This window comes from Kocuria carniphila, assembly GCF_004136555.1.
In the GTDB taxonomy this organism is placed as follows: Bacteria; Actinomycetota; Actinomycetes; order Actinomycetales; family Micrococcaceae; genus Kocuria; species Kocuria carniphila.
This window is the reverse complement of record NZ_NOIT01000012.1, coordinates 111603-125184: the sequence shown is the minus strand read 5'-3', so window position 1 is coordinate 125184 and position 13582 is coordinate 111603. Positions and strand designations below refer to the sequence as shown.

The 13582-nt window shown below is 68.8% G+C and carries 12 protein-coding genes; 5 read left to right on the top strand and 7 right to left on the bottom strand.

Annotation, left to right across the window (positions count from 1 at the left end; translation table 11 throughout):
• Nucleotides 1–44 precede the first annotated feature (44 nt).
• The 3 genes from resB (at nucleotide 45) to EWV37_RS10395 (ending at nucleotide 3411) form a co-directional block, all read left to right on the top strand.
• On the top strand, nucleotides 45–1793 hold the full coding sequence (gene resB / locus EWV37_RS10405; RefSeq protein WP_109222874.1) for a cytochrome c biogenesis protein ResB: 1749 nt from the start codon (nucleotides 45–47) through the stop codon (nucleotides 1791–1793).
• A 13-nt stretch (nucleotides 1794–1806) separates the two neighbouring features.
• The gene (gene ccsB / locus EWV37_RS10400; RefSeq protein ID WP_109222873.1) at nucleotides 1807–2886 is read left to right on the top strand and encodes a c-type cytochrome biogenesis protein CcsB; all 1080 of its coding nucleotides are present in this window, start codon (nucleotides 1807–1809) and stop codon (nucleotides 2884–2886) included.
• Between the two features lie 321 nt (nucleotides 2887–3207).
• The gene (locus tag EWV37_RS10395) at nucleotides 3208–3411 is read left to right on the top strand and encodes a hypothetical protein (protein WP_129701474.1); all 204 of its coding nucleotides are present in this window, start codon (nucleotides 3208–3210) and stop codon (nucleotides 3409–3411) included.
• A gap of 44 nt (nucleotides 3412–3455) precedes the next feature.
• On the opposite strand, the gene EWV37_RS10390 is transcribed toward EWV37_RS10395, so the two are convergent.
• From EWV37_RS10390 to EWV37_RS10360, 7 genes are all read right to left on the bottom strand, one after another.
• Complete coding sequence (locus EWV37_RS10390; protein WP_129701472.1) at nucleotides 3456–4472, bottom strand: sodium:calcium antiporter; 1017 nt, start codon at nucleotides 4470–4472, stop codon at nucleotides 3456–3458.
• Complete coding sequence (locus EWV37_RS10385; protein ID WP_062737362.1) at nucleotides 4469–5749, bottom strand: cytochrome P450; 1281 nt, start codon at nucleotides 5747–5749, stop codon at nucleotides 4469–4471. The genes EWV37_RS10390 and EWV37_RS10385 overlap by 4 nt, the downstream gene beginning before the upstream one ends.
• Before the next feature lie 341 nt (nucleotides 5750–6090).
• Nucleotides 6091–6738 (bottom strand): vitamin K epoxide reductase family protein, encoded by a 648-nt coding sequence (locus EWV37_RS10380; RefSeq protein ID WP_095650760.1) that lies wholly within the window; start codon nucleotides 6736–6738, stop codon nucleotides 6091–6093.
• The gene (locus tag EWV37_RS10375) at nucleotides 6731–8731 is read right to left on the bottom strand and encodes a bifunctional copper resistance protein CopD/cytochrome c oxidase assembly protein (protein WP_229587029.1); all 2001 of its coding nucleotides are present in this window, start codon (nucleotides 8729–8731) and stop codon (nucleotides 6731–6733) included. Before EWV37_RS10375 ends, EWV37_RS10380 begins: the two co-directional genes overlap by 8 nt.
• 4 nt (nucleotides 8732–8735) lie before the next feature.
• Entirely contained in the window at nucleotides 8736–9419 is a 684-nt protein-coding gene (locus tag EWV37_RS10370) for a DsbA family protein (protein ID WP_062737365.1), read from the bottom strand.
• 53 nt (nucleotides 9420–9472) lie between these two features.
• Nucleotides 9473–10387 carry a cation diffusion facilitator family transporter gene (locus EWV37_RS10365; RefSeq protein WP_062737366.1) on the bottom strand — a complete coding sequence of 305 codons (915 nt, stop codon included), beginning with the start codon at nucleotides 10385–10387 and terminating at the stop codon, nucleotides 9473–9475.
• A complete protein-coding gene (locus tag EWV37_RS10360; RefSeq protein WP_129701470.1) occupies nucleotides 10384–10752 on the bottom strand; it encodes an ArsR/SmtB family transcription factor in 369 nt (122 codons plus the stop codon). Before EWV37_RS10360 ends, EWV37_RS10365 begins: the two co-directional genes overlap by 4 nt.
• A gap of 1229 nt (nucleotides 10753–11981) precedes the next feature.
• Here EWV37_RS10360 and EWV37_RS10355 point away from each other — a divergent pair.
• Together EWV37_RS10355 and EWV37_RS10350 are read left to right on the top strand one after the other, a co-directional pair.
• On the top strand, nucleotides 11982–12629 hold the full coding sequence (locus EWV37_RS10355; RefSeq protein WP_062737385.1) for a DUF3105 domain-containing protein: 648 nt from the start codon (nucleotides 11982–11984) through the stop codon (nucleotides 12627–12629).
• Complete coding sequence (locus EWV37_RS10350; RefSeq protein ID WP_062737386.1) at nucleotides 12626–13309, top strand: DUF305 domain-containing protein; 684 nt, start codon at nucleotides 12626–12628, stop codon at nucleotides 13307–13309. Before EWV37_RS10355 ends, EWV37_RS10350 begins: the two co-directional genes overlap by 4 nt.
• Nucleotides 13310–13582: the final 273 nt, after the last annotated feature.

Here is a 13582-nt window from a genome sequence, read left to right as displayed (position 1 = left end):
GGCACCCCCTCCGCCGTCCCCGCACAGGGAGCTGAAAGGTCACCATGAGCACCACTAGCAGCAGGCAGAGCACCCCTGAGGACACCCCCGGCAGGGGCCCCCGAGGCTCATCGCCCACCGGACCCGGCAAGAACCCCGGGGATGTCGAGCTGCCGGCGCTGGGGCCGGTCGGGATGGCCCGGTGGGCGTGGGCGCAGCTGACGAAGATGAACACCGCCCTGTTCCTGCTGCTGTTGCTGGCGGTGGCGGCGGTGCCCGGCTCGACCTTCCCGCAGCGGATCCAGGACACGGGTGCGGTGGCCGACTACATCGATGCCAACCCGACCCTGGGCCCGTGGCTGGACCGGCTGCAGTTCTTCGACGTGTTCTCCTCCGTGTGGTTCTCCGCGATCTACATCCTGCTGTTCGTCTCCTTGGTGGGGTGCGTACTGCCCCGGGCGGGCAAGCACTGGCGGGCCTGGCGGGCGCAGCCCCCGCGCACCCCTAAACGGCTGGAACGGCTGCCCGAGCACCGCCGCCTGGTCCTCGGTGGGCCCGCGGACGCCCCGGCCCCGGACGAGGTCGTGGCCCAGGCCGCCCGCCTGCTGGGCAAGCGCGGCTACCGGGTGGCCGTGCGCGACACAGGAGGACCGGCACCGTCGGTGGCCGCCGAGCGGGGAATGTGGAAGGAGGTCGGCAACGTCGTCTTCCACCTGGCGCTGCTGGGCGTGCTGGTCTCCGTGGCCGTGGGGTCCCTGTTCGGCTTCAAGGGCCAGAAGATCCTCGTGGAGGGCGATTCGTTCGCCAACTCGTTGATCAACTACGACGCGTTCATCCCGGGCACCAACTACGACCCCGACCAGCTGGAGCCGTTCTCCCTCACCCTGGAGAACTTCGAGGTCGAGTTTTACCGCGACACCGCCGTTCCCAGTCAGTATGGGACTCCGGTGGACTTCACCGCCGAGGTCACCGTCCAGCAACCCGGAGGACAGCCGCGGCAGGAGACCCTGAAGGTCAACGCCCCGGTCAACGTCGACGGGGTGAAGTCGTTCCTGATCGGCAACGGCTACGCCCCCCTGATCCGGGTGACCGACGGCAACGGCGACGTCGCCTTCGAGGGGCCGGTGGTGGGCATTCCTTCCGACGGGGTCTACACCTCTTCACTCGTGCTCAAGGTCCCCGACGCTGCCCCGGACCAGCTAGGCTTCACCGGCCTGCTGCTGCCCACCGCCGTCACCGGGGCCGATGGGCTCCCGCGGTCGGCGGATCCGGGACTGGCCAACCCGAAGCTGATCCTGTCCTCCTACTCCGGGGACCTCGGACTGGACTCCGGAGTCCCCCAGAACGTGTACGCGCTTGACGTCGAAGGGCTCACCGAGCTCAACGGCATGCTCACCCCCGATGGGCCGATCACCCTGGATGCCGCGGGCCCGGTCTACGAGCTGCCCCAGGGCAAGGGCAGCATCGAGTTCCTCGATGTGAAGCGCTACGTGGGCCTGGATATCGTCTACGACCCGGGACGGACGGGCGCCTTCGTGTCCTTCGTGCTGGCCTTCACGGGCCTGTTGATGTCGATGTTCATCGCCCGCCGCCGCCTCTGGGTGAGGGCCTCGAAAGGCGTCGACAAGGACGGGGCCCCAACCACAATCCTGGAGTACGGTCTGCTGGCTCGCGGGGAGGACCCCCGGCTGGCGGCCGAGGCGCAGCGGCTGGGCGAGCTGTTCACCCAGCAGTGGGGCACCGCGCCCCCGCCCGCTGACGCTGCCGCACACCCCAAAACGAGCAGGGCCCACAGCGGGCCGGCCCACACCTGAGAGGACATCACCGATGACCGTCAATGAGGACCTGGGCGCCTGGAGCCAGTTGTTCATGCTCCTGGCCGCCATGACCTACCTGGTGGCCTTTGTGGCCTTCGCCTGGGACATGGCCTCCCACTCCAAGATCCTGCGCAGGGCCCGACCCGAGCAACACAACAGATCGGAAGGGCAACTGGTCGGCGCGGCAACCACTGCCACGGTGAACACGGTGGAGGCCGATGATTCCCGGGCCGGGCTGGGCACCGGTGACCGCGGCCGCGGGTACCCGGCCTCCGCCCAGTCGGTGCTGGCCGAACACGTCGCTGACTCCTCCATGCGCTACACCGGGACCCGCCGCCCAGCGGCCCAGGCGGCCGTGACCGTCATGGTCCTGGCCTTCGCCCTGCACGCCGTGGCTGTGATGGCCCGGGCGGTGGCCGCCGGACGGGTGCCCTGGGGCAACATGTACGAGTTCGCCACCACCGGGGCACTCGTCGTGGCCGGGGTCTACCTGGGTGCGCTGCTGCTGAGGGACCTGCGCTTCGTGGGCACCCTCGTCACCGGGCTCGTGGTGATCATGCTCACCGCCGCCACCATCGGCTTTCCCACCCCGGTGGGCCCGCTGGTCCCCGCGCTGCAGTCCTGGTGGCTGGTCATCCACGTCTCCATCGCCGTGGCCGCCTCCGGGATCTTCACCATCACCTTCGCCATGGCCGTCCTCCAACTGCTGCAGGCCCGCCGGGAGAAAGCCATTCTGGCCGGTGAGGCCCCCGGCATGGGCTTCCTGGGCATGGTGCCCTCCGCCCAGGCGCTGGAGAACCTGTCCTTCCGGCTCAACGCGATCGGCTTCGCGTTCTGGACCTTCACCCTGGCCGCCGGCGCGATCTGGGCCGAGCAGTCCTGGGGCCGCTACTGGGGCTGGGACGTCAAAGAAGTCTGGACGTTCGTGATCTGGGTCGTCTACGCCGCCTACATGCACGCTAGGGCCACCCGCGGCTGGACCGGCACCCGCTCAGCCTGGCTGTCCATCGTCGGATACTTGTGCGTCATCTTCAACTTCGCCGTCGTCAACACGGTCTTCACCGGCCTGCACTCTTACTCCGGGCTGTAACCCCGGCGGCGTAGACCGCCAGCTACGGGGCGGGATTCGTCGTGATCCAGCAGGGAACGGATTGCAGAAACAGGCACGGAAAGAACCCATGGGCCGCTGCCCCGCGGCGCTGGGGCGCGCATCAGGGATACTCCCGGCGCCGCCCTGCGATGGCGTCCCGATCACGGCACCCCGCCCCAGCACTTCCTTGATTTCCGGGCCTGAGAAGGACCCCTTTCGCAGCGCCCATCCAGGCACCACCACGGCCAGGCGGATATCTTCTTGGCGCATCGACCGGCCGGTGCCGGTGCCCGGTACTCAGACATCCAGCAAAGGTCACCCGTGAAGCGCTCTGCCACCATCACCGCCCTCGTCCTGGGGTGCGCTCTGGTGCTGCCCGGATATACCGGCAGCATCGAAGAAGCAGCCGAGGAGAAATCCTCCGGAACTTCTTTTGCTGCAAGCGGAGTCAGCGCCCTGGAGGCGGTTGGCATTCACCTAAGACTTCCCCCCAGTAACATGCACGCGAACCATGTGCCGGAGTGAATCGCACCAGGTCCCGTGGAGGCTCTGTCCCAGGTTTCGCCCTATCAGCGGCCGCTGGCTCCGGCCAGGAAGAAGAGAACGGCGGCAGTGCACAGGAGATATGCGATCAGAGCCCCACCGAGCATGACGACATCGCGGAGGATGAACCCGTAGGAGTCGTGGCGTTCGCGGCGGTAGCTCAGAACGGCGAAGAGCACCGGCATGAGCGCAACGAAAGCCATAACGGTGAGCACGACCGGGTAGTTCTGCACCGGCACGGTCACGATCGCCAGAGGCAGCACCGCAAGCGTGAAGGTCATGGTGTGGTCGGCGAAGACGCTGGTGATCCCGCTGGTCACCTGCCCACTGCGGACCACGGACCAGGTGGTGAACACCTGCGGCAGAGCAGTCATGAACGCGGTGATGAACAGCCCGCTGACCAGCGGTGCCAGGCCAAGCGCTGAACCGATCTGCTGGGTTCCGGTGACGAGGACGTAGGAACCCACGGCAAGTGCGGCTACACCGCCGAGCGTCAGCAGGGTCTGTTTCCCCGACCACGAGACCTGACCACGTTCACCACCACGACCGCGGAAGAGGGCCTGCCCGAGGTAGATGACGTATGCGACCACGGCGATCAAGCCATCGATCGGCTGCAACCCTCGCCAGGCCGGAGGCAGGATGAGCACCGCGAACAGGGCGACGACGGCAAGGTAGGGCAGTGCATCGATGAGCACCGCGCTCTTCTCGATCCGCAGGCCCTCGCCCTGCTCGGCAGGTTTCTTGTCGCTGGTCGCCCGGTTCTTCCGAAACGCCGCGTAGCCGACCGCGACGGTGATCGGGATCGAGACCACGGTGGAGCCGAGCATGCTGCCCAGTCCGACCGCTCCGGCCCCGGTGGCCGCGCTGACGACGTTGATGCCGACATCGGGGCTGGCGCTGCCGAGAGCGACCAGTGGGCCGCCGGCGGCGCCGGTGAACCCGTACCGCTGCCGTACCGCCTTCAGGGGAGCGGCCAGCTGCTCAGCGCCCCAGCGGGTGGCGAATGCCGCCAAGACCAAGCCCACCACCCACACCCACGTCATCGCGGCCCTCCCCCCACCGTTGCGCTCGACGGTACGGAGCGCACGTCGGAGATCACGAATCCGCTGGATGGCAGGGTGGGCATGCGACGCAGGCTGATCCGCAGATCCTGGGACGGGACGTCATAGGTCATCTCCCGCGTCAGGATGGCCAGCGCCGCCTTCATCAGGGCGATGGTGATCCACTCCCCCGCGCACCGGTGGCCGATGTGGTGATCCCCGCCGCCTTGTGGGATGAGACCGTAGGCGCCGCCGTCCCAAGTGGTGAAGCGGTCCGGATCGAAGATCTCGGGGTTCTCCCACAGGTCGGGGTGGTGGTTGGTGCCGTACAGGTCCAGGAGCGTTCTACGCCCCTGGGGGAAGTGCACGCCCTGCCAATCGAAGGCAGTGCGCACCCGAGCACCGACCATCGGGAAGAAAGGATAGAAGCGGCGGACCTCCTGAACGAACAACTCGGCGTCGCGGTCACCGCCCTGGCGCAACCGGCTTCGCCACTGGGGGTGCTGGTGCAGGGCCAAGGCCGCGAAGATGATGAAGCGGTCGACCGCGACCGTGGGACGCACGAGGTTGAGCAGCTCGACCGCGGCAATCCGGCTGCCCAACAGCTGCCCACCAGGCTCGCGGTGAGTGGACACGACCTGCAAGGCGCTGCCCTCCGGGGCAGCGTGCTCCCCGCGGCGTACCCGATCCACCAGGTCCGCAATGGCTTGTTCGGCCCCGTGGCGGGCGCGCCGGCCCCGCCAGTGCCGGGGACCGACCGCAGCGGGAGCCTCGATCATGGCGTGCAAGGACTGGGTGCGGCCCCTGACCTGGGACTCGGTGACGGGGACACCGACCCAGCTACTGACCGCCTGGCACAGGATCTGCCCGACCTCCTCGTACAGCACGATGCGGTCAGCGGCTTCCCACCCGATAATCCGGGCTCTCCAGCCGTCGGCGACCAGGCCCGTCAAAGTACGGATGTCGTGCGGGGTCATGAGATCCATGAACATCTGCTTGCGCGCCCGGTGGGTCTGTCCGTCTAGGCCCTGCACGCCACCGACACCGAGCAACGTCTTCTGCACCCGCATTGGGAAGGCACCTCGTCGCTGGAACCGGTCGGCGTCGTAGAAGACCTGCGCGGCCTCCGCACCGCGCAGACACACCGTCGGCTCCAGCAGCAGGCGGGTCTGGAACACATCGGTTCCGTACCGTTCACACCGCCGGGACACGAACTCATAGCCCTGCCAAGCCAAGGCCAGAGTGCTGTCCATACTGAGGTCGTACGCCATGCGTCCCATCAGGACTCCCTCTCACGGTGGACTCGCGGCATCGTGGCCTCGGACCTCGGACCTCGGACCTCGGACCTCGGAAAGCATGATCGCGACTGAAGGATGACATTACCCTGGCGAGGTACCAACGTCAGATGCCGATCGAAGCGCTACAGCGGTAATACCTTCCAAGACGGGATCCCGAGCCCCTGCGATGGCGACCTGATGCAACGCGTCCGACCGGACGCGGCCGGCGATCACCCGATGTCTGTCAGCGGAACATGGGCCACGGATGATGAGTCTGATGGGCAAGCTGGGTCTGACACCGTCGACGGTGTCGACCCCCGTGGGAGCACCGCGACCGGTGGGTGTCAGAGGCCGGTGAAGGCGGTGAAGAAGCGGAAGAACACCGAGGCGGCCACCGCGACGTAGGTGATGGCGACCAGGGTCCAGGCCCAGTCGGCGGCGAAGCGGGCCAGCCCGGGCGGGGCGGGGATGATGCCGTGGACCATGTTGCGGATGGTGAGCAGGATGGTCAGCGGGATCATCGCCGCCCACACGATCATGCAGTACAGGCACAGGATGTAGATGGAGAACAGCGCCTGGGACCACAACCAGATCGCGAACACCGCCCCGGCGGTGACCCCGACCTGCAGCCCGATCCAGTACCAGCGCCCGAACCGCGCCCCCGAGAGGGCCGCCATGGCGGTGGTAATGACCACGGCGAAGGCGACGATGCCGATCAGCGGGTTGGGGAAGCCGAACAGTTCCGACTGCCAGGTGCCCATGACCTGCCCGCAGGAGACCCAGGGGTTGATGTCGCAGCTGGTGACGTGGCCGGGGTCGCGGTAGAGGGCCAGGCGCTCGAGCACCAGGACACCGGAGGCGATCCAACCGATCACCCCGGTCACCAGCAGCAGGACCGCGAAGGGCCGGTACCGGGCGAAGCCGGGCAGGTGGGTCTCGGTGGCCGGGCCGGCGTCGGTGTGATGGGTGGTGCTGGTGGTGGGGTCAGCCATGGTGGGTGTCCTTGACGGTTCCGTTGTCGATGACAGGGGTGTCGGCCTGGGGTCTTCGGGCCAGGACGGCCAGGGCGGTGGCCAACAGGGGCAGGGCCCCGGCCAGGAGGATGGAGCTGGCCGCGGATTGCTGGTCCGCCAGCGGGGCGGGGCCCCAGTCCCTCCCCAGCCCGGAGAACCACTCCGGTTGGATCAGCGCTGGGGACAGGGCGGTGGCCCCCGCCCAGAGCCCCAGGGCGGTGGCTGTCCCGACCAGCGTCAGAGCTTGGGTGTGCACCGCAGCCCGGTCGCGTGGTGGGACCAGCACGGCGGCGGCGAAGATCAGGCCCAGGACCAGGGCGGTGGTATTCATCAGTTCGTGGCCGACGTGGGTGTGCAGGGCCAGGGCGAAGGCGGGGGTGTAGTAGAAGACACCGAGCCCGGCCAGGACCAGGACCGCGGCCGGGATCGGGTGGGCCATCAGCGCCCCGGTCCGGGAGGTGCGCCATGCGGTGGTGAGCTCGCGCGCCCCGGTGGAGCCGTCGGTGCGGGCCGGCACCAGGGCCGCGGCCAGAAGCCCGGGTCGTCCGGCGATCAGCAGCAACGGCACCGGGAAGGCCAGCAGCAGGTGGGCGGTGGTGTGGATGCTGAACAGGATCGGGGCGTAGACGGCCGGCAGCCCGCAGGTGACATAGACCAGCAGCACGAGTCCGGCCAGGAACGCCACCGTGCGCGCCACCGGCCACGGTGTCCTGGTGTAGCGCAGGCGTCGCGCCCCGGCCAGGTAGAGGCAGGCTGCGAGGATCGCCACGGCGATCCACAGCCAGTCCAGGCGCCACTGGGTGACCCACCCGGAGGCGCTCAGCGGTGGGGGCAGCAGGTAGCCGGTGAGGATCTCGGCGGCGGTGATGTCCGGTTCCCGTTCCAGGGGCACCGGGGTGGGGGTGCGCCCCAGGGCCACGCCCAGGGCCATCACCGCGCAGAGGATGAAGGCCTCCACGGTGATCAGCCGCCACACCCTGCCCCGGCTCGCAGGCCCGGCAGCAATGACCCGGCCGTTGAGGTACCCGAGCACCCCCAGGGCCACGGTGGCGATCGTCTTGGCGATCACCAGTGCCCCGTAGCCGGAGGCCAGCCCGTCCCACCCACCGATCCGGTAGACGGTGTTGATAACCCCGGAGACGGCCACCACGACGAAAGCCACCGCGGCCAGGGCGGAGAAACGCACCAGCACGCCGTGCGTGGCCTGCGGGGTGGTCAACAGCGGGACGAGCAGGGCGAGCACGATGATCCCGCCGGTCCAGATCCCGGCCCCGAGCAGGTGCAGGGCCAAAGCGTTGACGGCCCCGTTGTGGTCATCGACCCCGGCCACGTGCCCGAGCTGGGACAGCGGAATGACGGCGGCCAGGGCCACCACGGTGGTGGCGGTCACCGGCCCCGGGGAGCGGGCGAGCACGGCCAAGGTGGTGGTGAGCGCGGCCATCACCGCGGTCACCGCCCACGCCTGGCCGGGAATCAGGCGGGTCACGTAGTAGCCCAGCTGTCCGGTGAACTCGGTCGAGCCCGAGACGGGGGCACCGATGGTGTCGGCGTAGCTGAGCACGATGATCGCCACCGCGGCCAGCGTCCACACCGCCGCCGCCCCCGCGGCCACGTTCAGCACCCGGGCGAAGGCCGGGTGCTCGGCTCCGGGTGTTCTCGCGCCGTGGGCCGGGGTGGACCGGGGCACGACGGTGGTGGCGAAGACCAGCCCTGCCCAGGTGATGGACATGGCCAGATGGTGCACGGTCGTGGCCGCCGGCAGTCCCCAGCGCACCATCGCCCCGGGATCGAGCACCTCCCGGGCCGCGGTGGCCCCGGAGGAGCTCAGGGCCACCCACAGCACGGTGAGGGTCATCAGGCCGACAACGATGAGAGCAGCGGTGGCGACGCCCCGGCGCCGTCCAACCACTGCCAGGGCCGGCGCCGACGGGGCGGGCGGTGGTGTGGTGGTGGTGCGGGATGGACTGGTCATCGGGTCAGTCGGTGGCTGCGGTCTCGACAGCGGCCCGGAAGGCTTCCAGGGATTCGGGGTTGAGCACTTCTCCGTCGAGGTAGAACGTCGGGGTCCCGGCCACGCCCAGGGCTTCACCGTCAGCCACATCGAGCTTGATCCGCTCTTCGGTGGCCGGGTCGGCCACCGCGGCATCGAAGGCGGCCATGTCCAGGCCGAGGTCCTCGGCGAAGCCGCGGAAGAGTGCGCTCTGGTCCTCGGCCGATTCCCCCCATTCGGCCTGGGTCTCGAACATGCGCTGATACATGGCCTCGTACTGTCCCTGCTGGGCGGCGGCCTCCACGGCCACCGCGGCGTTGACGGAGTTGCGGTGACCCGGCAACGGGAAATAGCGGTGCACGAAGGTGACGGTGTCGCCGTACTCGGCCCGCAGGTCTTCGACGAAGGGGTAGGCGGCCCGGCAGGCCTCGCACTCGTAGTCCAGGAACTCCACCAGCACCGCCTGCTCATCCGGGGCCTTCGAGAGCACTCGGCTGTTCTCTCGCACCAGCTGCCCCACATCTTCGGGTACTTCAGGGGTGGAATTGGCACGGGCGATGAGGATCGGGATGGCCACGGCGGCCACGATGGCGACCAGGAGGATCCACACGAGGATCTTGGCCTTCGAGGGTTTCCGCTGGGGGGCGCTCGTACTGGCGGTAGTGCTCACAAGGGGTTTCCGTTCTGTCTCAGGCAGCAGGGCATACCGGGAGTGGAGGGGTTCTAGTGGCGGAGAGTCTCGTCCCCGCGGTGGGAGGCCGGTTCGATCTGGAAGGTGGAGTGCTCGATGGCCACGTCGAAGTCACGGGCCACACAGGCCTGCAGATCCGCCAGCACGACACCGGCGTGCTCGGCGCTCAGGCAGCCGTCGTGGACGGTGACGTGGGCCGAGAGCACCGGGGTGTCGGAGTCGATGCGTGAGGCGTGCAGGTCGTGCACCCCCACCACGTGGGGCAGGGACTCCAGGCGGGTGCGGACCTCATCCAGATCCAGACCCTTGGGAGTGGTTTCCATCAGGACCTCGATGGTGTCGCGCAGCAGAATCAGGGCCCGGGGCACGATCAGGGCGGCGATCAGCAGGGACACGATCGCATCCGCCTGGGTCCACCCAGTGGTGGCGATGACGATCGCGGAGACGATGACCGCCACCGAGCCCAGGGCGTCGTTGGCGACCTCCAGGAAGGCGGCCTTCATGTTCAGGTTCTCTCCCCGCCCCGAGGCCAGGATGATCAGCCCGATGATGTTGCCGACCAGCCCGATCACCCCGAACCACAGCATGGCCGAAGACTCGACCTCCGGGGGCTCCAGCAGCCGGCGGATACCTTCGACGGCAACGAACCCGCCCACGGCCAGCAGCACCGAGGCCTGGGCGGCCGCGGCGACGATCTCCGCCCGCTTGTACCCCCAGGTGCGTTTGTCCGTGGCCGGCTTCAGGGCCAGGGTCGCCGCGATCAGCGCGATCAGCAGCCCGGCGGAGTCGGTGAACATGTGCCCGGCATCGGCCAGCAGCGCCAGGCTGCCCGAGATCACCGCGCCGATGATCTCGGCGACCATGATCGTGGCGGTGATGGCGAAGACTACTGCCAGCTTTCCCCGCCGCCCGGTGGCACCGTGGGCGTGATCGTGCTCACCGCTCACGCCGGAACCTCTTGGGTGCTGGCCGCACCGGCGAGCTCCTCGGCGGCGCACTCCGGCGTGCCGCACTGGCACACCGCCTCGACGGTGAGAATCGTGCCCAGCAGGTCCTCCAGGGCGTGGGCCAGCTTCGGGTCCGAGAGCTCATAGCGCACATTGCGTCCGGCCGGCACGCCCACGACCAGCCCGCAGTCGCGCAGGCAGGCCAGGTGGTTGGACAGGATCTGCCGGCTCACCCCGATCTGGGCCGCCAGTTCCAAGGGCACCGCCGGGCCCTGCTGCAGCTGCAGCAGCACCGCGGCCCGGGTGGGATCGGCCAGTGCTTTGCCGAACCGGGACATCACCTCGACCGGGGACAAGATCCTCATGCCACAACCGTACAGCAGAATCTGTATCAAAGAGGGGCGGGGTCGAGCGAGGCTCGGGCAATGTCCAGCTTGTGTCCCTACGGTGTGGGCGGATGGGGGTGCCGTCCGCCACTGCGGCGCCCCCGTCCTCGAACCACCACGGCACCTCGTGCGGCCGTTGCCGCAATGCCCCTGCGGGGAGGGAAGGCGATTGTCTGCCTCCGGCAGGAGACGGGTGGAGCCCATGATCACTTTCTGCGCTGCTCCGCTGGGCAGCCCGCCCGTGCGCCGTTTCCCGACCGGGTGCAAGGCGGCCGGGCCGTGGCGACCGATCGACTCTGCGATCCAGGCACGAAGTACCCCAAATATGTCGCCGATGACGATCCTCTCGGAGCACTTCGCACCTGACGGAAGGCCTCCCGTCAACCGGCCACCACTGGTGGGGCGAAGCTCAGCGGTAGGTGTAGTACCCATCGAGGGGCATGGCGTTGACGGGTACTACACCTACCGCTGAGCCGGACTCGCTGCTGCGGTGCCCCACATGGTCACCGCAGCAGATCCCCGGACCGCTCTCACCCGGGGCCGGACCGCCTCTACCTCACGCGCACCTGCTGCGCCCTTCACCTGCTGCGGGAGTGCTCCTCTCCGAAAGCACCCCCGTCGGACATCGGTCGTTTCGGTGACACCGTCCGGGATCAGGCCTGCACTGGGGCGGTGAGTGATGCGCTGGGCGCGGCCTGAACCAGTTTCCGCGGCTAACCGGCCGACCACTTGAGTCCGGCGCCCGCGTCTCCACCGTCCAGACCCAGACCGATGTCCTCGTCGACTGCTCCCCGGGGGCGCCCACATCGGGGTCCATCCCGGCGGCGGCGAGGCCGTGCACGGCGGCCGGAACGGCCACCAGGCGGTCCTCGACAGCGTCAACGTCGGCTCCGGGCCGGTCCAGGTTTGCCTACGCTGAGCCGGTTCAGGCATCACATACTCCGGGTGCGTCCTCTTTGAACGACCAGCAAGGAGTGCGCACCCGGTCCTCACATCCCGCCCCAGGCCTGGATCTTCTGCGTCGTCGCCGTTAGCCACCGAGGACGCGCCTCTCCTGCGCTCGAGGATGCACACTCGCCGACATGTCCAGGAGTGGATGGTGGACGATCTTCCGAAGAAGGCCTTGCAGGAAAGGCTCAGCGCAGTGAGCTACTGTCCTGCCCGTTCATGAGGAGCAAGACCCTTTTTGGGCCTTTCAAGGAGGACGCATGGCTGGCGGTACGGACCCGGAGCGGGCGCGGCAGCAACGTGCTGCGCTGCTGGATCAGCACTGGGCGGCCGATGCCCGGGCCACCCGCAGGCGGCGGCTCCTGGCGGGCGCGGGCGCGGTGACGGCTGTCGCGGCGGTCGGGGCCCTGGTGACGGTGGCGGTGATCAACGATCCCCCGCCCCAGGCGCGGGAGGACATCGAGATCGCCGGGCTGCAGACCTACGAGGGCCTCGGCAACTCCCACGTGGAGACCGCGGTGGACTACGAGCAGTCCCCCCCGGTGGGCGGGGACCACGCCAGTGACTGGCTCAACTGCGGGGTCTACACCGAGCCGGTGCCCGAGGAGAACGCCGTGCACGCCTTGGAGCACGGGGCCGTGTGGGCCGCCTACGACCCCTCCGCCCTGTCCGAGGACCAGGTGGCTGAGTTACGCCAGGCCGTCCCGGACACCTACGTGGTGCTCTCCCCCTACGAGGACCTGGGCGCCCCCATCATGATCTCGGCGTGGGGGGCTCAGGTCGCCCTGGACTCCCCGGAAGATGAGCGCCTGGAGCAGTTCGTGACCAAGTACTGGCAGTCCCCCGACGCCCCGGAGCCCGGGGCATCCTGCACCGGCGGCATCGATGCCCCCAGCCGGGTCGCATGAGCACCAGCACCACCGGCGCCGCCTCCAGGAGCTCGGCAGGGCACCGGGGACGGTGGGTCCTGCTGGTGCTGGCGGCCGTGCTGTTGGTGGCGGCCGGCTGGGCGGTGGGGCAGCTGAGCGCTCCGACGTCGTCCACCCCGGCGGAGGGCAGCCCGGAAGCCGGGTTCGCCCGCGACATGCAAACCCATCACCTGCAGGCGGTGGAAATGAGTTCCTTGGTCCGTGACCGTACGGAAGACCCGGAGATCCGCCGGTTGGCATACGACATCTCCCGCACCCAGCAACAACAGGCCGGGCAGATGTACGGCTGGCTCTCCGTGTGGGGATTGCCCCAGGCCTCATCCCAACCGGCCATGGCCTGGATGGACGACGGCGACCAGAACCACACATCCATGCCCGGCATGGACTCCACGAGCCCTGGTCCGGACGCGCGAATGCCGGGCATGGCCACCGCCGAGCAGCTGGCCGAGCTGGAGGACGCCCAAGGCCAGGAGGCCGAACGGCTCTACCTCGAGTTGATGATCCCCCACCACCAAGCCGGAGCAGCCATGGCCCAAGCCATCCTGGAGCACACTGACAACCCCGTGGTGACCTCTCTGGCGCAATCGATCGCCACCAGCCAGACCTCGGAGATCAAGTACATGGAGGACCTGTTGGAGAAGCGCCGCAACCCATCATGATCTCCGTTCGCACGCCAGGATCAGCACCCGTGGCCGGGTCCGCGCAAAAGCTGACGGGCCCAGACGTGAACCGGTTCCCATGCTCGGCCCAGCTGTGCGCCGGGGACCGGAATCCACCGGGGCTCTTCGGCCCCGATCCCCAATATCGCGGGCAGGTCCGGGGAGAGGCCGGCGTGGCAGGCCCGTCCCTCCTGGACCGGTCCTGGGCTCAGGGCCCGATCCGGACCTCGGGACCGTTCTGTGGCATGCAAAAATGTCCTCATGGCAGTCGAT

Bases quoted from the DNA above. Each gene is read 5' to 3' on its own strand.
- ccsB (WP_109222873.1), top strand. From the start codon at position 1,807: ATGACCGTCAATGAGGACCTGGGCGCCTGGAGCCAGTTGTTCATGCTC.
- EWV37_RS10385 (WP_062737362.1), bottom strand. From the start codon at position 5,749: ATGGGACGCATGGCGTACGACCTCAGTATGGACAGCACTCTGGCCTTG.
- EWV37_RS10350 (WP_062737386.1), top strand. From the start codon at position 12,626: ATGAGCACCAGCACCACCGGCGCCGCCTCCAGGAGCTCGGCAGGGCAC.
- EWV37_RS10380 (WP_095650760.1), bottom strand. From the start codon at position 6,738: ATGGCTGACCCCACCACCAGCACCACCCATCACACCGACGCCGGCCCG.
- EWV37_RS10375 (WP_229587029.1), bottom strand. From the start codon at position 8,731: ATGACCAGTCCATCCCGCACCACCACCACACCACCGCCCGCCCCGTCG.
- EWV37_RS10390 (WP_129701472.1), bottom strand. From the start codon at position 4,472: ATGACGTGGGTGTGGGTGGTGGGCTTGGTCTTGGCGGCATTCGCCACC.
- EWV37_RS10360 (WP_129701470.1), bottom strand. From the start codon at position 10,752: ATGAGGATCTTGTCCCCGGTCGAGGTGATGTCCCGGTTCGGCAAAGCA.
- resB (WP_109222874.1), top strand. From the start codon at position 45: ATGAGCACCACTAGCAGCAGGCAGAGCACCCCTGAGGACACCCCCGGC.
- EWV37_RS10355 (WP_062737385.1), top strand. From the start codon at position 11,982: ATGGCTGGCGGTACGGACCCGGAGCGGGCGCGGCAGCAACGTGCTGCG.